Raw genomic sequence first — 21,300 nt, 5'->3', positions numbered from 1 at the left:
GCGTTTTTGTATCTCCTGGACCTGAATGGCCACGCTGCCTGCATTCAGCTCGCCGCGCGCATCCTGAGGTAGTCGCGATAGTTGCTGGTCTTAAGATTGACCGTCCCGTCGCTTTCTTCCATTTGCACCGAAAGACCTAGCGGTCTGCTCGTCATGAGAGCCGCGAGATTGTCCTTCACTTTCGCGAAGACTCTTTCGCCTGCAGCTTTTCGGTCCGCTTCGCTTCTTCCTGACGCAACACGCAGCAATACATGCACAAAAGCATTGTCGGGATGACCGTCGACAACCAGATAGTTGTCGACGCGAACACCGCGTGTACGCGCTCCCGCGAATGGAAAAATGCTACCATCATCAATCAGCGCGTCCTGCACGGCTTCAAGCAACTGCGGAACATTGATTTCTTTTTCGATGTTAGCGGAGTATTCAACCCAGATGTGGGGCATGTTCGGGATGTCCTCTCATATTCAGCAATTAGCGGAAAGAGCAGCCGCGACCGCGGCGTCCGGGTCGCAGGCGTGACCAAGCGCCTGTAATGATCGGCCAAGATAAAGCAGATCCGTCACCACATCGCCAATGGAAAAGGCTCCCATGGTACCGATACGGATGACCCGACCCTGGAGCTTGTTGCGGGCGCTGGCGATGGCCGTGTTATAAGTTTCCAGCATGTGTTTGACTACGTCGCCACCCTTGATGGTTTCCGGCAATCCACCCACCACGACGGTAGGCGAGTGACATGAAGGGTCCCCAAAGGCTTCCAATCCCAGTGCGACGAAACCGGCACGCATGGCTTGCGACAGTCGAAGGTGACGCGCATAAACTCGCTCAATACCTTCTTCATGAATCAAGCTTAATGCAGCATGCAAGCTCTGCACGAGCGAAACCGCAGCGGTAAAGGCAGTCTCGTTTTGCTCAACAACCGCCAGCGCCTTTCGCAGATCCCAGTAGAAACGGGGGCAGCGATCATCTCTGTCAACGATAGCGCGCGCTTTTGCGCTCAGACTGATCAGCCCAAGGCCGGGGGGGCACATCAGCGCTTTCTGCGAGCCGGTAGCCACGACGTCAACGCCCCACTCATCCTGACGCATTTCTACGCCGCCAATTCCACTGACGCTGTCGACCACGAGAAGTGTTGACAATTTGGCGGTAATTTCGCCAAGAGCACGCAGGTCCGCCAATGCACCAGTCGCACTTTCATTATGCACAACGAGAACGGCGCGATAATTGCCACCAGTCAGATGTTGACGCACTTCTTCCGGATCTGGTGCTTTGCCCCATTCAATGTCGAGTACATCGACCTCGGCCCCAAGGGTGCTCGCAATCTTGGCAAAACGTTCGCTAAACTGACCATTGACACAAGCAAGAACCTTCTCGCCGGGCGCCAGAATATTGACGAGGGCTGTCTCCATCGCACCAGTGCCGGAACTGGATTGCAGGATCACCGGCTGCGTCGTTCCGAAAAGCGGACGCAGCATCGTCTGAACCTGGCCCAGGATGACGCGCATTTCTGCACCGCGATGATTGATGATCGGACGCGAACCCGCCATCCGCACCGCTTCGGGGATGGCTGTGGGGCCCGGAAGTCTCAGGCGATAGGGGAATTCGGTTAGTGGAAGGGTTGTCATATCGGACACTCTTTGGATTGGCCGTGGACGGCATTCAGTGAATGATCTGTTGGAGGAATTGCCGGGCTCTCTCGGTCTGCGGCGCGGTGAAGAAGACGTCAGGTGGAGCTACTTCGGTAATTCGCCCCTCACACACGAAGACTACTCTGTCCGCAACAGCACGGGCGAAGCCCATTTCATGAGTCACGCAAACCATGGTCATGCCGGTCTGGGCGAGTTCAGTCATGACATCGAGCACTTCCTTCACCATCTCTGGATCCAGCGCCGAGGTCGGCTCGTCGAAGAGCATGATCTCAGGCTCCATCGCAACGGCGCGTGCAATAGCCACGCGTTGTTGTTGTCCGCCGGATAGCTGGTTTGGGTATTTATGTGCATGCTCGACGATATGAACGCGCTTCAGAAGATCAAGCGCTGCGGCCTCGGCATCCGCCTTGCGTTTGTGGCGCAGCTTGATCGGACCCAACGTCAGGTTCTCAAGAACGGTCATGTGCGGAAACAGATTGAAAGACTGAAACACCATCCCGACACGTTGACGGATCTTTTCGATCCCAGAGCTGTCCTGCCGAACCAGATCGTTGCCCACGCGGATTTCACCGTGTTGGTAACCTTCCAGACCGTTGACGCAACGGATAATTGTCGATTTTCCTGAGCCGGAAGGTCCACAGACGACAATCTTCTCGCCAGCGGTAACTTCCAGATTGATCCCGTTCAACACCTGAAATTTTCCATACCATTTGCTGACGTCGTGCAGGTTGAGCAAAGGAGTTTGCTGCGAAGCTTTGCCGGTCATCGTTGATCCGCCTTCTTCAATCTGGTTTCGATGCTGCGGCTGTATAGCGACAGCGAAAAGCTCATGAGCCAGAACACCAACCCAACAACGAAATACCCTTCGGTCTGCGAGCCGGACCACTTTGGGTCCGAAGCACCGGCGTTGACGATGTTGAGCAGGTCAAACAACCCGACGACCATAACCAACGTGGTATTCTTCAAGAGCGAAATGGTGGTGTTCATAATGCCTGGGATGACCTTGCCCACCGCCTGCGGCAGGATGATGTAGATCATCATGCGCCAGAACCCGAGACCGATGGCCTTGGCCGCCTCATATTGCCCCTTCTGAATAGCTTGCAGTCCCCCGCGAACAACTTCGCCCATATAAGCGGCCTCGTAAAAGATGATGCCTGCGACGGCGAGTGCCAGCGCGTTTGGCTTCATGCCGGTTGGCAGGAAGAAGGGCAGCATCACGATAGCCATGAACAGAACCGTGACGAACGGCACGCCCCGGCAGAATTCGATGAAACCAATGCACAGCCAGCGCACGATAGGCATTTCGCTTCGCCTGCCAAGTGCCAGCGCGGCCCCCATCGGTAATGACAATGTGATGCCCGAAACAGCCAATACGAGAGTGAGAAGCAGCCCGCCCCAGCGGTCCGTAGGCACGAGGGGGAGACCAACGAAACCACCAAGCAGTAACCCAAGGCAGAAGAACGGGTAGACCAGTATCATGAACGAGCCGATCCAGCGCTTGCCTGGTATGGCTGGAACAAGAAGAGCGGCAATACCGGCGGTGAGTGTCGCGAAAACAATGTTCACACGATAGCGCTCTTCTTCAGGATAGAAGCCGTAAATGAATTGCGGCCAGCGTTCATGCACGAAGGCCCAGCAGGCCCCCCCTGTCACGCAGTCGGCACGGCTGGTGCCTGCCCATGTGGCATTGAACAAGGCCCAGGGCACAATGTTGACCACAATAGCTACCAACACGACCATAACCACGAGGTTAATGATCAGCGCCTGTGGGGTAGGCCACAATTTCGTTCTTGCAAAATCAAGTATCCTGCCAGTGGGGGATAGTTCCTTGGCGATGATGGGAGATTGCACAGCGCTCATCGTTCCACAATCCGGGTCATATAGTTGAAGACATTCAGGAGAACCGTGATCACCAGGCCGATCAACAAATAGGTTCCCATAGTCATCATCACGATCTCAATCGCGCGGCCAGTCTGGTTCATGGTGATGCCCGTGAACACGCTGACCAGATCGGGGAATCCGATCGCCACGGCAAGTGACGAGCCCTTCAAAATGTTTAGGTACTGGTTTCCGAGTGGCGGTATCAGAACCCGAAGAGCTTGCGGGATGATGACGTAACGCAATGTTTGCGCCCAGTTGAAGCCGATAGCTGCCGATGCCTCTCTCTGGCCGCGGCTAACAGCCTCGATAGAAGCCCGCACCAATTCGGCAATAAATGCCGCATTATATATGGCCATCGCGAAAACCAGTGCGCTTAGTTCCGGCACGAAAACCCATCCGCCGATGAAATTGAAACCCTTCAGTTGCGGCATATCGATGGAAAGAGTGCTCCCCGAAACGAATGCGACAGCAACTGGCAAAAGCACTAGTGCAGCCAGGGACGGCAGCCATGCATTTAGCGGCCGGCCTATGGCGTCAGAGCGGCGCGTAATCGATACATAGAGGGCGATGGACGATGCAATCGCAAAAAGTACGCTGACGACCCATAACAACGGCCGGTCGGAGTGAATTGCGGGGATGTAGATACCCCGATTGGTCAGATAGACCACATCGAGCAGACCGACGGCATTCTTAGGTACGGGCATATTACGCAGCGCAACATTGTACCACAGCATGATATGCAGAAGCTGTGGCAGATTGCGGACGATTTCCACATAGAGAATAGCCGTCTTTGATAGTGCCCAGGTCGAAGACAGACGCGCGACACCGACAACGAAACCAAGAATAGTTGATAATATGATGGTTAGTATCGTGACCAGCAGTGTATTGGTCAGCCCGACGAGGAAAACCCGCATATAGTTGTCGCTGGCCGAAAATGGGATCAGCGAGAAGGAAATCTCGAAACCCGCCTCTTGGCGGAGGAAGTCGAAACCCAACGACAAGCCACGCTGAGCCAGATTGCTATTTAGATTACTGAACGCCACGTAACCAGCGGCCACCAACGCAGCGACAATCAGAAGTTGCACCAGCCAACGCCGCAAGGCAACGCTTGTGAAAACGCCGCTATAGCCAGTCGCTAAGGATGTCGACTGTCCCGACATATTTAAATCCCTTTAAAAGAACTCAAAGGCGCTCTCTTGCAAAGCGGAAGAGCCGTGTACGGGCGACCGCCGCCGCCCGCGACAGAAATTATAGAAACGTCAACGGATCAGCGGAGTGTGCATCAACCCGCCGTCCTTCCAAAGTCCGTTCAAGCGACGCTCCAGCTTGACTGGGCTTTCATCGCCCAGATGACGGGAAAACATCTCACCATAGTTGCCGACAGCCTGAATAGTGTTCAGCGCCCAGTCATTGTCGAGGCCAAGTTTAGCACCGAAATCGCCGGTCTTGCCGAGCAGACGCTGCACTTCCGGTGCAGGCGACGCGTCACGCATTTCAACTGTGTTTTTTGAAGTGACACCATATTCCTCGGCAGCAATCGGGGCATTGAGCACCCACACCACTACATCACGGAAGCGATAGTCGTCCTGACGTACAACCGGTCCAATGGGTTCCATGGAGATCATTTCCGGCAATACGACCCATTCATCAGGATTCGGCATCTTGGTGCGTGCCGCGGCAAGCGCGCTGAGTACATTGGCGTAGACATCGCAACGTCCTTCAATCAAGTTCTTCTCGTTCTGATCGCGCGAATTGGCTGCGACCGGTGTGAAGGAAAGCTTGTTATTGCGGAAATAGTCAGACAGGTTCTGCTCGTAGTTGGATCCCGCTGAAACGCAGATCGAAGCACCGTCGAGCTCCAGAGCGCTATTCACGCCGAGCGACTTGCGTGCAAGGAAGCCCTGGGAATCATACAGATAGGTGCCGGCCCAGGTGAGGTTCATCTCGACATTGCGAAGGAAAGTCTCCGTGGCAGTGCGCGCCAGAAGATCAATGCCTCCTGATTGCAATGTAGTGAACGCCGTTTTGATCTCGAGGGGAACATATTTGACCTTGTCGGGATCACCAAGAATGGCCGCTGCTACGCCGCGGCAAAAATCCACCTCGAAACCGGCCCATTTACCGTTGGCATCAAGCGTACTCATGCCGGTTTGAACTCCAGTGGAAACACCGCAGTTGAGCTGTCCTCGTGCTTTGATGGCGCCGACGGTATCTCCCTTCTGTGCATTTGCACTGCCTACAACAGCAAAAACAGTCACTACACCAAAGGCAAGCTTTTGAATTGATTTGAGCATTTCCGTCCTCCCAATGTTGAATTCTGGCATGAGCCTTGCGGTAGTTGGCAATGTCAACACCAAGATGAAGTCCGCCCCGCCAAAACTCTGCAAGCGATGACTATTCACAAAGCATATAACATGTTATATATCAAGTTAAATTTATTAGCTTTGAAGCTTGAACTGGGCTGCATCGAAATTCTGTAGGTCAGCATGGCACCGCGCTTCGGGCAAATTTCAGGAGTGGAAATTGAACCTCGTCACATTCACGGCAGATGGCCGAAACTATTGGGGGGCAACTGTCGATGCCGGAGTGCTCGCGCTGTCCGAAGAGTTTCCGCAGTGGGCGACTCTGCGCAACGTAATAGCTGCCGATGCTATTCAACAGGTTCTCGAGGCCGCACAATCCCGTCTACCCAGCCACACCGATGGCACTTATACATTACAAATCCCGGTTCCGGATCCCGGCAAGATCATCTGCGTCGGCGTAAACTTCCCCGACCGTAATGCCGAATATAAGGACGGGCAGGCCGCGCCCGCGAATATGTCGCTGTTTCCCCGCTTTGCCAGTAGCTTCACCGGCCACAATTCAGCTTTGATTCGCCCTACAGAAAGCGAACAACTCGACTATGAGGGCGAGATCGCGATCGTCATCGGCAAGCCAGGCCGTCGCATTCCACAGAATGAAGCGCTCAGCCACATATCGGGTCTTACTTTATGCAACGAGGGCACCATTCGCGACTGGACGCGCCACGCCAAGTTCAACGTGACGCAAGGCAAAAACTGGCAGTCGTCCGGCAGTATGGGGCCATGGCTTGTCCCCTTCACCGATGCGACGCAAATACTCGACATCGGCCTCGTGACGCGCGTCAATGGCGAAGTGCGCCAGCAGGACCGTACCAGCCGGATGCTGTTTCCAATTGCCCGTCAGATCGCTTACATCTCGACTTTCACCGAGCTGTCGCCAGGCGACATCATTGTGACAGGCACCCCTACCGGAGCAGGTGCAAGGTTCGATCCACCAGTCTGGCTGCGTCCCGGAGATATCGTTGAAATCGAAGCGGAAGGCATCGGCCTGCTGCGTAACGGAGTGGCAGACGAATGAACCCGCAAGAGATTCAGGAAGCTGTAGACGCCCTCCTTGAGGCAGAGATCAGTGGCCACCAGATCGGCCTGCTGTCTCAGCGTTATCCGCACCTCGACCTTGAAGGCGCTTATACGATCCAGGCTGCCCTCATCGATCGTAAACGTTCGGTCGGACAAAAAGTGATCGGTTGGAAGATAGGTCTGACCTCGCGCGCCATGCAGCAGGCGCTCAACATCACGACCCCGGATTCTGGCGTACTTCTCGATGATATGCTTTTCGATGACGGCGCACAAATCCCGGCCGGACGTTTCATTCAACCGCGCATCGAAGCTGAGATTGCCTTCATTATGAATGCACCTCTCAAGGGCCGGCATGTTACGCACAAGGACGTGCTGGCGGCGACAGAATTCGTAACCCCCAGCCTCGAAATTCTCGACACCCGCATTTTTCGCGCGGACCCAGCGTCAGGAAAGACGCGTATTATCACTGACACGATCAGCGACAATGCCGCGAATGCAGGTATTGTATTGGGCAAGGAACGGCATACTATCGACGCTTTCGATCTGCGCTGGATCGGAGCAATTGTGAAGCGCGACGGTATTGTAGAAGAAACCGGGCTCGGAGCCGGCGTGCTGAATGATCCGGTGACCGGCATATTGTGGTTGGTTCATCGGCTGGCTCAATATGAGCAGGGAATAGAAGCGGGACAGATACTTCTCTCCGGCTCATTCATCCGTCCGATAGAGGCTCCTTTTGGCAGTGTCTTTGAAGCCGACTTTGGCTCCTTTGGTAGTGTTTCTTTGAAATTCTGAGGTTTCCAGATGCCCGCACCTTCCAATCATTTCAAACATCGTCTCAAGGCAGGAGAATGTCTGCATGGCATCTGGCTTGGGTTTGCTGATCCATACGCAACAGAAATGGCAGCCACTGCCGGTTTCGATTGGCTGCTAATCGACGGTGAACATGCGCCGAACGATATTCGGTCAATCATGGCACAGCTTGCTATACTTGACGGTAAGGAAAGCGCTGCGGTTGTGCGTCTGCCAAATGATGATCCAACACGCGTCAAACAGGCACTCGATATTGGCGCTCAGAATCTGCTTATCCCCATGATCGAAACTGCTGAACAGGCGGAGCGCTGCATCCGCGCCGCACATTATCCACCCAAAGGTGTCCGCGGAGTTGGATCTGCGCTGGCGCGTGCATCAAAGTTCGGCGAGATCACGGACTATCTTGCCACGGCAAATGATGAAGTACTCGTCCTTCTGCAGGTAGAAAGCATGCACGGCCTCGACACTCTCGACGACATTCTGGCTCTCGAAGGTGTTGACGGTATTTTCATCGGTCCATCGGACCTGGCCGCCGACATGGGTTATCTGGGCAATGTTTCAGCACCACCAGTACGCGAGGCAGTGCTGGATGCATTGCGCCGTATACGAGCCGCCGGACGCATTGCGGGCGTGCTTTCGGCCGACACTTCGCTCATCCAGAACTGCAAGACGGCCGGTGCTAACTTTGTTGGCGTTGGTATCGACGTCAGCCTCTTCACGAAAGCCTTGAGAGCACTTGCGGCACAATATCGTTCTTAGCTGAAGCGGTAGCGTCGCCTTAACGGAAATGTGTGGGGGTGGATGATAGGCACGGTGCATGACCGAAGAACACCAGCTTCACTATCGCCGCCAGGTTCTGTTGCAAAAATTCGGTTGGGACGGAGACTGGCTTATCGCTGGACGCAGTTATGCTACGAGTTCGGCGAATTGCCGTTTGAGCGAGGGCGCTTTTGCTGTTGCAAAGACGCCCTGCTGCTTGCGCATCATATGAACCAGTTCGATACCGGCAAGCGTGATCCTGGCGGCGGCTTCGGATTTGAAGCCGAGCATCGGCCGGATCCGGCGCTTGACACGACGGTGATCCTGCTCGATGGCATTGTTCATGTATTTGCTGGATCGGATAGCGATGGGCCCTCCGGCATGCCGCAACCGGTTCGCATCGCACTGCATGATGGCCATGCGGTTGGTCTGACTGCCGTCAATGGTGATCCGCTCCGGCTTGCCATGGCGAGCTAGGGCCTTGCGCAGAAAGCGCTTCGCAGCCTGGAGATCTCGGTTTGCGGTGAAGTAGAACTCGACCGTATCGCCATAGTTGTCGATGGCGCGATACAGATAAAACCACGCGCCTTTGACCTTTACATAAGTCTCGTCGAGGTTCCATTTCCGCGTGACCTCGCGTTTTCTCCGATTGAAGCGGTCAAGCAGCTTGGGGCTGAAATGCAAAACCCAACGAATTGGTCTGCCCTCTGCAAAGAGATCCTTCGTGAAGTATGGCTTTTGAGCCTCAGAAGGATATTGAAATGGCAACGATTGGAGCTGGATAAGCAATCGATCCAGTGAATCGATTGCCCAGCGGAACACACAAGGCCGAAGAGATTGTCACGAAACTCCGTCAGGTTGACGTGCTGAATGCGCAAAGAAAATCGATGGCGGAGGCGATCCAGTCGATAGGCGTGACGGAAGTTACATACTACCGGTGGCGGTCCGAATACGGTGGACTGAAGGGCGACCAGGTGAAGCGCCTAAAGGAACTGGAAGCGGAGAATACCCGGCTCCGGCGAGCCGTTTCCGACCTTACCCTGGACAAGATGATTTTGGCCGAGGCCGCGAAGGGAAACTTCTAAGCCCCGCCCGTCGCCGTGCTTGCGTGGATCATGTGATCGATGAACTGAAGGTGTCCGAACGTCGGGCATGCCGGGTTCTCGGCCAGCATCGTTCCACTCAGCGCAAGATCGCCAAGACCCCGGATGATGAAGCGGCGTTGACCGCAGACATCACGGCGCTCGCTCGTAAGTCAGGCCGCTATGGCTATCGCCTCATCACGGCGATGCTGCACCAGGCTGGATAGATCGTGAACGTCAAGCGGGTTGAGCGCATCTGGCGACGGGAGGGGCTGAGAGTGCCTCAGAAGCAACCGAAGCGCGGTCGGCTGTGGTTGAACGACAGCTCGTGCGTCCGGCTTCGACCGGAATACCCCAACCATGTCTGGTCTTACGACTTCGTCGAGGATCGCACGCACAACGGCAGGAAAATCCGCATGCTCAATGTGATCGACGAGTTCACGCGAGAATGTATCCCCATCAGGGTCGAGAGAAAGCTGAAGGCCGTCGATGTCATCGACGTGCTTTCCGACCTCTTCATCCTAAAGGGCATCCCGACGCACATTCGTTCTGACAACGGCCCGGAGTTCATCGCAAAGGCACTCCGGGAGTGGATCGCAGCAGTCGGGGCCAAAACCGCCTACATCATGCCGGGCAGTCCGTGGGAAAACGGCTATTGCGAAAGCTTCAACTCGAAGCTCCGTGACGAACTGCTCAACGGCGAAATCTTCTATACGCTCAAGGAGGCGAAAATCATCATCGAAAACTGGCGACAGCATTACAACACCGTGCGGTCCCACTCATCGCTGGGCTACAAACCACCGGCACCCGAAGCAGCCCTCTGGCCTGCCAAAATGGACCGGCGTCAACACCGGCGGTGGCCAGCAGACCGAGCATGCACTAACATTCCAAACGGATCACCCCATAGGGGCAGCCCACGAAGACCACATAACTCCGCAAAAGTGAAACTTGCGTGACAGACCGTAAAGCATGGTGACGGAGCTCGGAAGGTATAGAAAATTGAGCCCCTCCATCACCATGGCCTGTCTTGTCTCAAGCATGTCGGGCAGCAGCGCTTATAAATGCGTCAAATAATAGGGTGCCGGGGTGCTCTGCAGTGCCGAATAATTCGGGATGCCATTGTACGCCCATCGCAAATGATTGTGATGGAATTTCTATTGCTTCTACTACACCATCAGATCCGCAAGCGGAGACAATCACCTTCTCGGAAATATCGACAAGTGCTTCGCGATGAAACGTATTCACATTGAATTTGTCTAGCTGCAATATTCCAGCCATTCTCGTTCCAGCCGAAACAGTAACTTCATGCAGAAGATCGACTTGGTCGTGATTGATTGCATTGGGCAGGGCGGCATGCACATCCGAAACCATGCGACAACCATTTAGACAACCCAGCATCTGCATCCCATTACAGATGCCCAGCACAGGCTTGTCACGAGCAAGAAATCCCTTCATCAGGGCTACTTCCACATCGAGACGATCGGAGAGCGGAAAGACAGACCTATCCCCTTCAACATACCAGTCATCAGGAAACTTTATTCGTGCTCCGATGCTTAAAAAGCCGTCGAACTCCTCAATGACCCGATCCACTATATCTGTCAGATAGGGTATCCCGTATGGAACGCCGCCAGCCCGGTGTATGGCTGCAAAGTAGTGTTTCGAGATATCGTATCGATCACCACCAGCGCTGGTATTTTCCCCCATTATTACTGCGATAACGGGTTTGGTGTTTCCGCTTTTACCTTGATTATTCAATTTCAGCACCATGTTGTCTTGCTATCGAGAATGAAGTCGCGCAAATTTTTTATCGCATGAAAGAACCAATACCAGAACCATCTACTATGGTTATGATCGAACGAGGTCGGACGTATAGGCCGACAGAACGTCTGCGCCCCCCGTGTGCCAGAACAGTATGCGTTTTCCCGTGTTTAACTTTTGTGTTTGCACGAAATCCATCAACCCGGCCATCGCCTTGCCGGTATATACAGGATCGAGCAGGATTGCTTCAGTTTCAGCGACCAAACGTATGGCTGCAACAGCTTGTCGTGTAGGCTGGCCGTACCCGGACCCGATCTGGCCAGCATCAACATCGACGCTTAGATCCGTGCACCGATCGGGCAAATAATTCTCCAGATCAGATAAAATTGCTTCAATTTTATGCCTTTGTTCCGGTGGTTGACTGGAGACACTTACTCCCAAAGTTCGCCATGGTTGTTTGAAATACGCTGCACCAGCCAGAATTCCAGCATGGGTTCCCCCACTTCCACTTGCGACGACAACATAATCAAACTCTATAGCCAGAGCCCTTGCCTGCTCAGCAAGCTCTCCGACACCATCGACATATGCCAGGGCACCCAACCCGTTAGACCCACCCAGCGGAATAGTGTAAGGGCGTTTACCGGCCTTTCTTAAGATAGAGGCAGCCTCAAGAGCTGCTTTCGTCAAATCGCTGCCGCGTGGAAGGCGTTGAACTTGTGCGCTCAACAGGTCATCCAACAGGAGATTGCCCATATCGTGATAGTATGGCGCTCGAAAAGGAACCGCATCCTCCAGCAACAAAAGACAATTCAGGCCAACTTTTGCCGCCGCCGCTGCCGTTTGTCTGGCATGATTGGATTGCAAAGCACCTGTTGTAATCAATGTATCCGCACCTGTGCGGAGGGCATCGGAAATCAGATACTCCAGCTTTCTGGTTTTATTTCCGCCACCTGCAAGCCCCGTACAATCATCGCGTTTGATCCATATTTCGGGGCCGCCAAGATGACGAGAAAATCTTCTCATTGGCTCCAAGGGAGTCGGAAAATGACCGAGGTGGTATTTCTGGTCGAATAGTCGGTCGGACATTGGATGAGGCTTTCCGCTAATGAGGCGTCGATGAGAAGAGACCATCTTGGTGCCAGCAGCCCGTCGATGAATCTTCACTGTGCCAGAAGTTGAATGACGTCAACACGGCGGTCAAGATGGCGAATTCAGACATTCTCCCTGGTAAAGTTCAGTTATTTTCTGGCGTGTCCGGATCAAGCGGGACGCAGGGCCATCCAATAGATACTCGGCAGCATGTGTTCGACTGTTATAATTGGAGGACATGGAGGCTCCATAAGCACCTGCGTCGTGAAACACCAGATAGTCACCAACTAAAGCTGGCGGCAATTCTCTCATTTCCACAGTGCCGTCTTGTTGTTGTGTAAAAACATCGCCTGATTCACACAGAGGGCCTGCAATGACGGTCGGGCGCGATGATTCAGTCTCCTGGGGCCTACCATCCGCAGTCAAAACGGAAATATGGTGATAACTGCCATAGAGAGCCGGACGCATCAGATCATTGAATCCCGCGTCGACCAGTGTGAAATGATTGCCGCCCATCTGTTTGGTTGCGCGCACTTCCGCCACCAGAACTGCCGACTGTGCGACCAGAAAGCGACCAGGCTCAATCTCAAGACGCACCGGATGGCCGAGCTTTTTCTCCGCATGCCGGCGGGTCTGATCCCAGAGACTGAAATAGTGAGCCACGTCGATGTTCTGGTCCCCTTCCTTGTAGGGCACCGAAAGACCACCACCGGCGGATATGGCCTCAAAATCGTGGTCCACCGATGAAATGATATCAGTCATGGCCTGGCAGACGCGCTCAAGGTGACGATAGTCGACGCCTGAACCGATATGTAGATGGAATCCGACCAGATGGAGACGATATTGCTTTATCAGGGCAATCGCCTGGGTCAGTTGTCCATGCCAGATGCCGTGTTTGCTGTTTTCTCCACCGGTATTGGTCTTCTTGCTGTGACCATGCCCGAAGCCGGGATTGATACGAAGCCACACGCGATGACCAAACGATCTTTCGCCCAATTGTCGGAGCATGTCCAAAGAGCCCGCATTGACCTCAATCTTCTCCTGCACAACATAATCAAGGGTATCACGGTCAAAAAGATCGGCGGTAAAAACAATTCCCGCCGCGCCGGCGCCCGTAGCCGCTGCTGAAAACCCTGCCTGTTGCGCTCGTCTGATTTCCCCGTGAGATACGGCATCGACATGCACGCCGGCCTCCCGCATGAGCGACAGAATATTGACGTTGGAACATGCCTTCTGCGCAAACCGGATAACATCGAAAGGAGCGAGACGTTCGATCTGCTGTCGAATTACATCGGCATTATAGACCCATAACGGTGTCGCATATTTGTCAGCCAGATCGCACAACGTGTCTGGGGAGAATTCGCTCTTCATTTTATCACTTTCAGATGGAATATCAGATACGGTCAGAGAGACTGACCGAGTTCGACGGCACTTATTGTTCATCTTCACCGGTGGACGTTGGATGCGATGTATCCGTCGAAGGTTATGTCGACCGGACCTGTCAGCGTGAAAGTCTCGCCGCCAAAAATTTCGACCTCAAGCTGACCACCGGGCGTCCCGACTGTAACCCTGTCGCTGGACATGAGACCGGCCCGTCTTGCGGCCAGCACGGCGGCACATGCGCCGCTGCCACAGGCCTGGGTGAGAATGCCTGGACGTTCATAGACAACGAGTCTGATCGAATCCGGGCCGATAACTTCAGCCACGCCGATATTTGCCTGCTCGGGGAGATAGCTACTTTTCTGCACAGGATCAGCGAGTGCGACGATATCGAGCCCATCCAAGTCTTGAACAAAATAAACGAGGTGAGGATTCCCTATATTGACAGCGATTGGACTATTCAGGGGTCCACTAACCAATTGATCGCCTGCAGATTCGATCGAGCCGGCCAGAGGAATTTCGGCCCAATCCCATTTGGCGTTACCAATATTCAGGCTAACCTTGTGATCGCCGGCCCGGTTTGCCCGGATCGACCCACCGAGTGTCTCGATGACGGCTTCGTCTCGCCCTGTCTCTTCCATGATCAACCAGGCTGCGCAACGGGTAGCGTTCAGGCAGGTTTCCGCTTCTTGTCCATCGATATTGTAGATGCGAAGACGAATGGAGGCTTCAGGCGAAGCAGGCGCTTCGAAAACCAGTAACTGATCGCCGCCGATACCGACGTGGCGGTTGCAGACCCACTTGATATAATCCGCGGATTTCCGAAAGGGAGTGCTGCGACCATCAATGACGACGAAGTCATTGCCGAGCCCGTTACATTTGATGAAATATTGCTTCCCTTCGTCTGACCGTGGATTGGCGAGCCGGAACGACGTCATTGTATTTGCTTCACTCTTTCTATGTATTGGAAGAACGAATTGTCGTCTTCTCGACCACCGTGGGGCTGTTTCGCGGTCGCTAAGTCTCCCCCAAATTATTAGTAAGGCTAGCAGAGCATAACATGCCGTCAAATTCCTATTAATCATAAGAATAGTCATTTATGATATGTTCTTAGAATCGTGGTGGAGGGTATCGTGCAACTGACGCACCGGCAGTTGGAAATATTTCAGTCGTTGATGCAAACCCTCAATGTGACTGAGACAGCAAAGCAATTGAACTCATCTCAACCCACAATCAGCCGTGAGCTCAAGTCGCTCGAAGCTGATCTTGGCTTTACGCTTTTCCAACGCGAAAAACGCCGTCTGGAGATGACGCCGCAGGCGGTAGCGCTCAATGTCATTGTGCAACGCTCATTTGTCAGCCTCGCCGAGATTGCCAGGACAGCACGCGCCATTCGTGGCGAACGGCTCCAACGCGTGACAGTGGCGTGCCTGCCGGCATTCGCCCACGCGCTGATGCCACAGGTCGTTCGCAACTTTCGCAGCATCTATCCCGATGCTTCTGTCAAGATCCACTCGCTGGAAGAAACCGCATTAACGCGTGATCTGCTCAGCAAGTTTTTTGATCTGGGAGTCGTTGAAGGTAACGTTGCAGGCAATACGAATTCGATCATTAATCTCTACGCAGGGGATTTGCTGTGCATTATGCCGTGCAATCATATTCTGGCACAGCACGATGTACTTGAGATGGCTCATTTCGATCGTCATGAGCTTATCTATTATTCCGAAGAAGATTCCTATCGCCGCCAGATCGACGCGCAATTCGACACAGCAGGGATTGCGCGTAATCTGGTTGTCGAGACAACGACGGCAACTTCGATCGGCACAATGGTTGCCGCCGGAATTGGGGTCTCTATCATTAATCCATTAAGTGCGCTGGCCTTCGAAAGCGCAGGAGTCGTTCTCCGGCCGCTCGCCCAGCCAATCCCTTACGACCTGAATATATGGCAGCCAGACCCTCTACGTAGAAGCCAACTTGGAGAGCGTTTCATCGAGACTATCGTCAACACGACGAATTCCATCGTTGATACGCTTATCGCGCGAAATCTATGTGCCCCGCGGATCGATTGAACAAATCACAGGAAAACATATCCCGTTTGAATGAAACTATCGTCAAATGATATTTTTCAAGTTTTGTTCTTGAAGATATAGTCTCCGCGAATAAGTCATCCAATCCGTTTTCCTGTGCGTGGGTTTGGTTTTGAAGCCAACCGAGGCCTTTCCATCAGCGTAATCGATGAACTGGATACCGCTCTCACAGGTTAACGGGCACAATGCGACCAATCCAGCGTGATGGGCACCCAGACGTCTCATGACCTGCATTTCATAGGAAACCTGTATCTGATATGAAAATTGGAATAGGTGGTTTTCAGCACGAGACCAATACTTTCGCGCCCAGTACAACAGGCTGGGCGGAGTTCAACACGCCCGGGGGGTGGCCACCTCTGACATTGGGAGGCGCTATCCTCGAAGTCATGAGGGGACGTAATCTGCCTATTGCGGGCATGATAGACGAGGCAATTTCACAGAACGTCGAATTCCAACCACTCATCTGGTGTCAGGCCGAGCCGGGTGGAACTGTTGAGCGGCTGGCATATGAACGGGTGGTGACCCTCTTTCTCGATGCGATTTCATCGAAAGGGCCGTTCGACGGGATATTATTGGATCTTCATGGAGCAATGGTCGTCGAAGGCATAGGAGATGGAGAAGGTGACTTCTTGCGTCGTATCCGCGAGGCTGTAGGGCCTGAGGTCCTTATCGCCTGCAGCCTCGACCTTCATGCCAATATCAGTCCGGGAATGGTAGCCTATAGTGATTTTATGTCCGCCTACCGAACATATCCTCACGTTGACATGACGGAGACCGGACGGCGAACAGCGCAGATTTTGTTCAACATGTGCAGGAGCGGCACGCGTTTTTCCAAAGCGCTGGTTCAAACGCCATACCTCATTCCCATTCCATCTCAATGTACATTGGCTGAGCCAACATCTTCGATCTATAGCCGATTGGAGCAAATCGAGCGCCAGCATGATTTGCATCTCAGTTTTGCACCTGGGTTTCCTCCCTCCGATACCTTCGATTGCGGCCCTGCCATCATTGGATACAGCATGGAAGCACATCCCAATCTTGACCGGCATATGCAGTCGCTTGCAGATAGCATCCTGAAGGCCGAAATGGACTATGCCAGAGACTGCGTATTCAACGAGAATGAGGGTGTCAGTTTGGCGCTGGAGCTGGCGCGTTCAACAACAAAGCCGATAATTCTCGTCGATACACAAGACAATCCTGGCGCCGGTGGTACAGGGGACAGTACAGGTTTGATCCGCCAGCTCTTGGAGCAAGGGGCGGAAGATGCAATCGTCGCTTTTGTTTTTGATCCTCAAGCGGCAGAGGCCGCACACCGAGAAGGGACTGGTGCCCGGTTCGAGATGGAAATTGGCGGTCGTTCAGGGCCGGATGGCGTTACACCACTCAAAGCAGAATTCGAGGTCCTTGCTCTCGGAGACGGCAAATTCAATGGGACCGGTGAATTCTATGCGGGCAGTGCAATTGACATTGGTCTGACGGCACTGCTCCGAATATCGGGTACCAGCGTTTCCGTAATCGTGGCCAGCAGGCGGTCACAAGCAGGCACACAGGCCATTTTCTTTCATCTCGGCATTGATCCGAAAAGGGTTGCAATCATAGGCCTTAAAAGCTCGGTACACTTCAGGGCAGATTTCCAGTCGATTGCCGAACGAATTATTGTGATAAAGAGCGCAGGATTTAACACGGCCGATCCATCTGAACTACCGTATCAAAAAATACGGCCGGGCATACGCCTTAATCCCGAACTGTAATCTGCAGTTCAATGCCAGATGAATTGCTCAGTCAATCGGCCTGAAATGAACCAGTTCTCAGGCCGCAAAATTATCGAGTGTTATGGAAATCGGCTGGAGTAGTTCCGATTAAACCGGAACCGCGGAAATGCTCTTGCGGTGAAACCTACACTCACCAAACCACATATTTTGCCAAGTTATCGTATCGCCGTCTTCAGACAGCACAAGTAAAGCGACCTTATCATCTTTACCCCACCAACGTTCAGGTGCTTCCAGCGAACGCAAAGAGTACGTACCATCATTATCGGCTTCCATGAGGCAATATTGATAGTCCGGCAAAAGCTCGAGCGAAGTCGTCAAGCAACCGTCGCGGGCTTCGATCCGCAAAGTACCCATCGCTCCACCGTCGAAAACACCGGCAATGGGAGCATCAACAGGAGCCTGCTTCTTATTTCTCCAAATGGACTTGCGATATTGTGATTGCTTCTCGGTTAATGAACAAACTGCTTGCTCATAAAGAGCCGTGACAGCATCTGCCTCACCGCGATCGAGCGCCACGGCAAGATTGGCAGCTGCATTGCGGAAATCCTCAATCTCTGTGCCACTCGCATTGATAGAAATAAAAATTCCGAACCCTGTATCGGGAACCAGGCGAGTGAGGGAAAGTACACCTCCGATAGCGCCCGTGTGATCCACAATCGTCAAATCGTTACCGTTGCCTATGCGCCAACCAAGGCCATAGCCAAGGAAGGTGTTTTCCGGTGTGGTTCGGGAATGAATTCGCTTTAGTTCTGCCAGCTTGGCCACTGGTAAGACCGTGGCACCATTTGGATGGGCGTTCAGATTGAACAACAACCATTGCGCCGCATCATTGGGACTTTGTGACACGGACCCTGCGCCAATGAGGTTAGAAAGCTTGTCCAAAGCAACAGGTAGCATTGCATCGCCGTTGCGCACATGCGGTCGGGCAAAACGCGGATCGGTTTCCAGATCGGGCCGATCAGCAGACGCCGTGGTCATCTTGAGCGGCTCAAAAATATATGCCGCTGACGCTTCGGCAAATGTCTTATCATTCACCCGGTTGCATACTTCAGCGGCGACGGTGAAATGGAGATTTGAATAGGAATATCGATCGCGAAATGGTGCAATCGTTGGGACGTTCCCAGCACCGTTGACCACTTCTTCAAACGACAGGACAGAGCCGTATTCTACGGCGGTTGCCTGGCCAATGCCGGTACGATTGGAACACAGGTCCCGTAGCGTTACCTGTTCGGAAATAGCCCGAGGACCAAATGCAAATTTCGGCCATATCTCCTGGATTGGCCGGTCCCAGTCCAACTTTCCTTGCTCCGCCAGGATCGCGCATAAAGTGGTCGTGAAAGCCTTTGAGCAGGATGCGACAGCAAACAGACTATCCGCTGTGACCTTGCGGTCAGTGCCGGCCTCCAGAACGCCGATGCCGCCTGTATAGAGAACCTTTCCCTGGCGGACGATAGACAGTCCAATACCGGGAATACTGAGCGGTTCGCTTTGTTCGCACAAAAACGTTAGCAAGCGATCCACAAGAGTTTCATCGGATATGCGGGTCATAGGTATCTACTCTGTTCCAAGCCTATCGAAGCTTGATCGTGTTTTTCACATGGACCAGTAAAGCTGTGGCGAAGTGCAAAATATTGGGCAGTCTTGAAGCTTGCTTCAAGCTTCCACTTGTGCTTCGCCGAGCTTAACACCTGGAAAATGGCAGGCGGCATGATGCAGACCGACGCCGCCGGAAAGTACTGGTTCTTCAGTCCGGCAAATGTCCTGTGCGCAAGGGCATCGTGTATTGAAACGACAGCCCTTGGGTAGGTTCATGGGGCTCGGTATTTCGCCCTTCAAAAGTGGGCGGGCCCTATTGCGCTGGTGCGGATCGGCACGCGGCACAGCGCAAATGAGGAATTGCGTATAAGGGTGCTGCGGATTGTTGAAGATTTCTTCCGTTGTACCCACTTCCACCAGACGTCCAAGAAACATGACGCCGACACGGTCAGCAAATTGTCGTACGACACTCAGGTCATGGGTAATAAAAAGGTATGTAAGCTGTAATTGTTCTTGCAAGTCTCGAAGGAGATTGAGAACCTGAGCCTGAATGGAGACATCAAGAGCAGAAACGGCTTCATCGCAGACGATAAATTCCGGATTGTTCGCCAGCGCGCGTGCAATACCGATGCGTTGGCGCTGCCCCCCGCTGAACTGATGCGGATAGTGATTGATCAGATGCGGGCGCAGGCCGACCATATTGAGAAGCTCTTTACAGCGGGTCTCAATTTGCTGGCTGGTGCCGAAATTGTGCGCGCGCAATGGCTCGGCTAGAATATCCTTCACCCGCATGCGCGGGTTCAACGATGCGTAAGGATCCTGAAACACAATCTGGATTTGTTTGCGCAGTTCGCGCATTCGTGTTTCATCGAGCGCGTATATATCCTGGCCTTTAAAGCTTACCGAACCACTGCTGCGCTCCAGAAGCCGCAATATGATGCGCCCAAGAGTAGACTTGCCGCAACCCGACTCCCCGACCAATGCGAAGGTCTCACGCTCATAGATTTCCAGCGATACATCATCGACTGCGCGAACCACTTTCTCGTCAAACGAGAACAATCCCTTGCCGAGCCGGAAGTGCTTGCTCAGTTTTTCGGTGGAAATGAGAACCTTGTTCATAGAGAGGCTCCTGCTTTGTCATGCAACCAGCAGCGTGCTTTGTGCCCATTTTCCAATAGGGTCAGATCAGGTGCCTTAACACTGCAAACGGACATGGCATCATTGCAGCGGGGATTGAAACGGCAACCACCAGGAAGTTTGGCCAGATTAGGCACCATACCACTAATGCTCTTCAAACGCGTACCGTCCGGCTTCTCGTTGGCCTTCGGTATCGAGGCCAGCAGGCCACGGGTATAAGGATGGGACGCACGGTCGAAAACATCGTATACATTTGCCTGCTCGATGATCTGACCGGCATACATTACATTCACTTCGTCGCACATTTCGGCGATGATACCGAGATCATGGGTGATCATGATGATTGCGGTGCCGACACGGTCACGCAGTTCCATGATGAGGCGCAGTATCTGTGCTTGCGTCGTGACGTCCAACGCCGTTGTCGGCTCATCGGCAATCAGCAATTTGGGTTCACAGATCAATCCCATGGCAATCATTGCCCGCTGGCGTAAGCCGCCCGACAATTCGTGGGGGTAGGCGTCGAGGCGGGCTTTGGCTTCCGGAATGCCCACCATCTCAAACATTTGCCGAACTTTATCGCGAACGTCCCGTTTAGAAAACTTGCCGTGAATCTGCAGGGGTTCGCCCACCTGCTGCGCCATGGTTTTGACCGGGTTGAACGATGTCATCGGTTCTTGAAATACCATCGACATATCACGCCCGCGCTTCGCGCGCAGTTGATCCTTGGTGAGGGTCGTCAGTTCGACACCATCCAGCATGATACTGTCAGCGGTAACAGTCGCGGGAGGCGATGGAACCAGCCCCATCAGGGACAATGCCGTCATACTTTTGCCGGAGCCGGACTCTCCAACCAAGCCGACAATTCGGCCATGTCCAACATCAAAAGACACATTGTCGAGGATGCGGACTGTTCCGCGATGTGACTTGAATTCAGTACGCAGGTTGCGCACTCTCAATAGAGGCCTTTGATCGGTCATATCAGC

Annotated in this window: 18 protein-coding genes and 2 pseudogenes; 6 read left to right on the top strand and 14 right to left on the bottom strand. The window is 53.5% G+C overall.

What is annotated here, in order from left to right; translation table 11 throughout:
• Positions 1 to 44: 44 nt before the first annotated feature.
• From F9K94_RS06980 to F9K94_RS06955, 6 genes are all read right to left on the bottom strand, one after another.
• On the bottom strand, positions 45 to 443 hold the full coding sequence (locus tag F9K94_RS06980; protein WP_151644471.1) for a 5-carboxymethyl-2-hydroxymuconate Delta-isomerase: 399 nt from the start codon (positions 441 to 443) through the stop codon (positions 45 to 47).
• Positions 444 to 464: 21 nt separating this feature from the next.
• Positions 465 to 1,622 carry a pyridoxal-phosphate-dependent aminotransferase family protein gene (locus tag F9K94_RS06975; RefSeq protein WP_151644468.1) on the bottom strand — a complete coding sequence of 386 codons (1,158 nt, stop codon included), beginning with the start codon at positions 1,620 to 1,622 and terminating at the stop codon, positions 465 to 467.
• A gap of 34 nt (positions 1,623 to 1,656) precedes the next feature.
• Positions 1,657 to 2,412 (bottom strand): amino acid ABC transporter ATP-binding protein, encoded by a 756-nt coding sequence (locus F9K94_RS06970; protein WP_151644466.1) that lies wholly within the window; start codon positions 2,410 to 2,412, stop codon positions 1,657 to 1,659.
• The gene (locus F9K94_RS06965) at positions 2,409 to 3,506 is read right to left on the bottom strand and encodes an amino acid ABC transporter permease (protein WP_151644464.1); all 1,098 of its coding nucleotides are present in this window, start codon (positions 3,504 to 3,506) and stop codon (positions 2,409 to 2,411) included. The genes F9K94_RS06970 and F9K94_RS06965 overlap by 4 nt, the downstream gene beginning before the upstream one ends.
• Positions 3,503 to 4,687 (bottom strand): amino acid ABC transporter permease, encoded by a 1,185-nt coding sequence (locus tag F9K94_RS06960; RefSeq protein WP_151644462.1) that lies wholly within the window; start codon positions 4,685 to 4,687, stop codon positions 3,503 to 3,505. The genes F9K94_RS06965 and F9K94_RS06960 overlap by 4 nt, the downstream gene beginning before the upstream one ends.
• 99 nt (positions 4,688 to 4,786) lie before the next feature.
• On the bottom strand, positions 4,787 to 5,821 hold the full coding sequence (locus F9K94_RS06955) for an amino acid ABC transporter substrate-binding protein (protein ID WP_151644460.1): 1,035 nt from the start codon (positions 5,819 to 5,821) through the stop codon (positions 4,787 to 4,789).
• A 229-nt stretch (positions 5,822 to 6,050) separates the two neighbouring features.
• Between F9K94_RS06955 and F9K94_RS06950 the strand changes: the two genes are divergently transcribed.
• The 3 genes from F9K94_RS06950 to F9K94_RS06940 are packed head-to-tail and all read left to right on the top strand — an operon-like array spanning position 6,051 to position 8,476.
• The gene (locus tag F9K94_RS06950) at positions 6,051 to 6,905 is read left to right on the top strand and encodes a fumarylacetoacetate hydrolase family protein (RefSeq protein WP_151644458.1); all 855 of its coding nucleotides are present in this window, start codon (positions 6,051 to 6,053) and stop codon (positions 6,903 to 6,905) included.
• Positions 6,902 to 7,699, top strand: coding sequence for a 2-oxo-hept-4-ene-1,7-dioate hydratase (gene hpaH, locus F9K94_RS06945; RefSeq protein WP_151644456.1), 798 nt, complete (start codon positions 6,902 to 6,904; stop codon positions 7,697 to 7,699). Before F9K94_RS06950 ends, hpaH begins: the two co-directional genes overlap by 4 nt.
• A 9-nt stretch (positions 7,700 to 7,708) precedes the next feature.
• Entirely contained in the window at positions 7,709 to 8,476 is a 768-nt protein-coding gene (locus F9K94_RS06940; protein WP_151644454.1) for an aldolase/citrate lyase family protein, read from the top strand.
• Between the two features lie 147 nt (positions 8,477 to 8,623).
• On the opposite strand, the pseudogene F9K94_RS06935 reads toward F9K94_RS06940, so the two are convergent.
• A pseudogene (locus F9K94_RS06935) lies at positions 8,624 to 9,169 on the bottom strand (IS6 family transposase); the annotation flags it as partial.
• Between the two features lie 113 nt (positions 9,170 to 9,282).
• Here F9K94_RS06935 and F9K94_RS06930 point away from each other — a divergent pair.
• Positions 9,283 to 10,441 (top strand): annotated as a pseudogene (locus F9K94_RS06930) (IS3 family transposase).
• Between the two features lie 149 nt (positions 10,442 to 10,590).
• Here the strand turns inward: F9K94_RS06930 and F9K94_RS06925 are convergent.
• The 4 genes from F9K94_RS06925 to dapF all read right to left on the bottom strand — a co-directional run bounded on the left by F9K94_RS06925 (position 10,591) and on the right by dapF (position 14,723).
• Positions 10,591 to 11,325, bottom strand: a complete 735-nt coding sequence (locus F9K94_RS06925; protein WP_151644452.1) for a gamma-glutamyl-gamma-aminobutyrate hydrolase family protein — start codon at positions 11,323 to 11,325, stop codon at positions 10,591 to 10,593.
• 78 nt (positions 11,326 to 11,403) lie between these two features.
• Positions 11,404 to 12,402, bottom strand: coding sequence for a D-cysteine desulfhydrase family protein (locus tag F9K94_RS06920; protein ID WP_151644450.1), 999 nt, complete (start codon positions 12,400 to 12,402; stop codon positions 11,404 to 11,406).
• Positions 12,403 to 12,513: 111 nt separating this feature from the next.
• On the bottom strand, positions 12,514 to 13,776 hold the full coding sequence (gene lysA / locus F9K94_RS06915; RefSeq protein ID WP_151644448.1) for a diaminopimelate decarboxylase: 1,263 nt from the start codon (positions 13,774 to 13,776) through the stop codon (positions 12,514 to 12,516).
• Between the two features lie 74 nt (positions 13,777 to 13,850).
• Positions 13,851 to 14,723: a diaminopimelate epimerase gene (dapF, locus tag F9K94_RS06910; protein ID WP_151644446.1), complete on the bottom strand. Its 873-nt coding sequence runs from the start codon at positions 14,721 to 14,723 to the stop codon at positions 13,851 to 13,853.
• 195 nt (positions 14,724 to 14,918) lie between these two features.
• Here dapF and F9K94_RS06905 point away from each other — a divergent pair, with 195 nt between their 5' ends.
• A complete protein-coding gene (locus F9K94_RS06905) occupies positions 14,919 to 15,854 on the top strand; it encodes a LysR substrate-binding domain-containing protein (RefSeq protein WP_151644444.1) in 936 nt (311 codons plus the stop codon).
• A gap of 275 nt (positions 15,855 to 16,129) precedes the next feature.
• On the top strand, positions 16,130 to 17,623 hold the full coding sequence (locus tag F9K94_RS06900) for a M81 family metallopeptidase (RefSeq protein WP_151644442.1): 1,494 nt from the start codon (positions 16,130 to 16,132) through the stop codon (positions 17,621 to 17,623).
• Positions 17,624 to 17,731: 108 nt separating this feature from the next.
• Here F9K94_RS06900 and F9K94_RS06895 read toward each other — a convergent pair whose 3' ends face one another.
• The 3 genes from F9K94_RS06895 to F9K94_RS06885 all read right to left on the bottom strand — a co-directional run bounded on the left by F9K94_RS06895 (position 17,732) and on the right by F9K94_RS06885 (position 21,294).
• Entirely contained in the window at positions 17,732 to 19,192 is a 1,461-nt protein-coding gene (locus F9K94_RS06895; protein WP_151644440.1) for a serine hydrolase domain-containing protein, read from the bottom strand.
• A gap of 105 nt (positions 19,193 to 19,297) precedes the next feature.
• Positions 19,298 to 20,299 carry an ABC transporter ATP-binding protein gene (locus tag F9K94_RS06890; RefSeq protein ID WP_151644439.1) on the bottom strand — a complete coding sequence of 334 codons (1,002 nt, stop codon included), beginning with the start codon at positions 20,297 to 20,299 and terminating at the stop codon, positions 19,298 to 19,300.
• Entirely contained in the window at positions 20,296 to 21,294 is a 999-nt protein-coding gene (locus tag F9K94_RS06885) for an ABC transporter ATP-binding protein (protein WP_061347490.1), read from the bottom strand. The genes F9K94_RS06890 and F9K94_RS06885 overlap by 4 nt, the downstream gene beginning before the upstream one ends.
• Between the last annotated feature and the right edge of the window lie 6 nt (positions 21,295 to 21,300).

The organism is Brucella tritici (assembly GCF_008932285.1).
Lineage (GTDB): Bacteria > Pseudomonadota > Alphaproteobacteria > Rhizobiales > Rhizobiaceae > Brucella > Brucella tritici.
Note: the sequence above shows the minus strand (reverse complement) of the source record. Positions and strands in the feature narration are given on the sequence as shown.

What these genes read in the sequence shown, in the direction of transcription:
- F9K94_RS06895 (WP_151644440.1), bottom strand. Translation starts at nt 19,192, where the DNA reads ATGACCCGCATATCCGATGAAACTCTTGTGGATCGCTTGCTAACGTTT.
- F9K94_RS06980 (WP_151644471.1), bottom strand. Translation starts at nt 443, where the DNA reads ATGCCCCACATCTGGGTTGAATACTCCGCTAACATCGAAAAAGAAATC.
- dapF (WP_151644446.1), bottom strand. Translation starts at nt 14,723, where the DNA reads ATGACGTCGTTCCGGCTCGCCAATCCACGGTCAGACGAAGGGAAGCAA.
- F9K94_RS06920 (WP_151644450.1), bottom strand. Translation starts at nt 12,402, where the DNA reads ATGTCCGACCGACTATTCGACCAGAAATACCACCTCGGTCATTTTCCG.
- F9K94_RS06925 (WP_151644452.1), bottom strand. Translation starts at nt 11,325, where the DNA reads ATGGTGCTGAAATTGAATAATCAAGGTAAAAGCGGAAACACCAAACCC.
- F9K94_RS06890 (WP_151644439.1), bottom strand. Translation starts at nt 20,299, where the DNA reads ATGAACAAGGTTCTCATTTCCACCGAAAAACTGAGCAAGCACTTCCGG.
- lysA (WP_151644448.1), bottom strand. Translation starts at nt 13,776, where the DNA reads ATGAAGAGCGAATTCTCCCCAGACACGTTGTGCGATCTGGCTGACAAA.
- F9K94_RS06900 (WP_151644442.1), top strand. Translation starts at nt 16,130, where the DNA reads ATGAAAATTGGAATAGGTGGTTTTCAGCACGAGACCAATACTTTCGCG.
- F9K94_RS06885 (WP_061347490.1), bottom strand. Translation starts at nt 21,294, where the DNA reads ATGACCGATCAAAGGCCTCTATTGAGAGTGCGCAACCTGCGTACTGAA.
- F9K94_RS06940 (WP_151644454.1), top strand. Translation starts at nt 7,709, where the DNA reads ATGCCCGCACCTTCCAATCATTTCAAACATCGTCTCAAGGCAGGAGAA.
- F9K94_RS06965 (WP_151644464.1), bottom strand. Translation starts at nt 3,506, where the DNA reads ATGAGCGCTGTGCAATCTCCCATCATCGCCAAGGAACTATCCCCCACT.
- F9K94_RS06960 (WP_151644462.1), bottom strand. Translation starts at nt 4,687, where the DNA reads ATGTCGGGACAGTCGACATCCTTAGCGACTGGCTATAGCGGCGTTTTC.
- hpaH (WP_151644456.1), top strand. Translation starts at nt 6,902, where the DNA reads ATGAACCCGCAAGAGATTCAGGAAGCTGTAGACGCCCTCCTTGAGGCA.
- F9K94_RS06975 (WP_151644468.1), bottom strand. Translation starts at nt 1,622, where the DNA reads ATGACAACCCTTCCACTAACCGAATTCCCCTATCGCCTGAGACTTCCG.
- F9K94_RS06970 (WP_151644466.1), bottom strand. Translation starts at nt 2,412, where the DNA reads ATGACCGGCAAAGCTTCGCAGCAAACTCCTTTGCTCAACCTGCACGAC.
- F9K94_RS06955 (WP_151644460.1), bottom strand. Translation starts at nt 5,821, where the DNA reads ATGCTCAAATCAATTCAAAAGCTTGCCTTTGGTGTAGTGACTGTTTTT.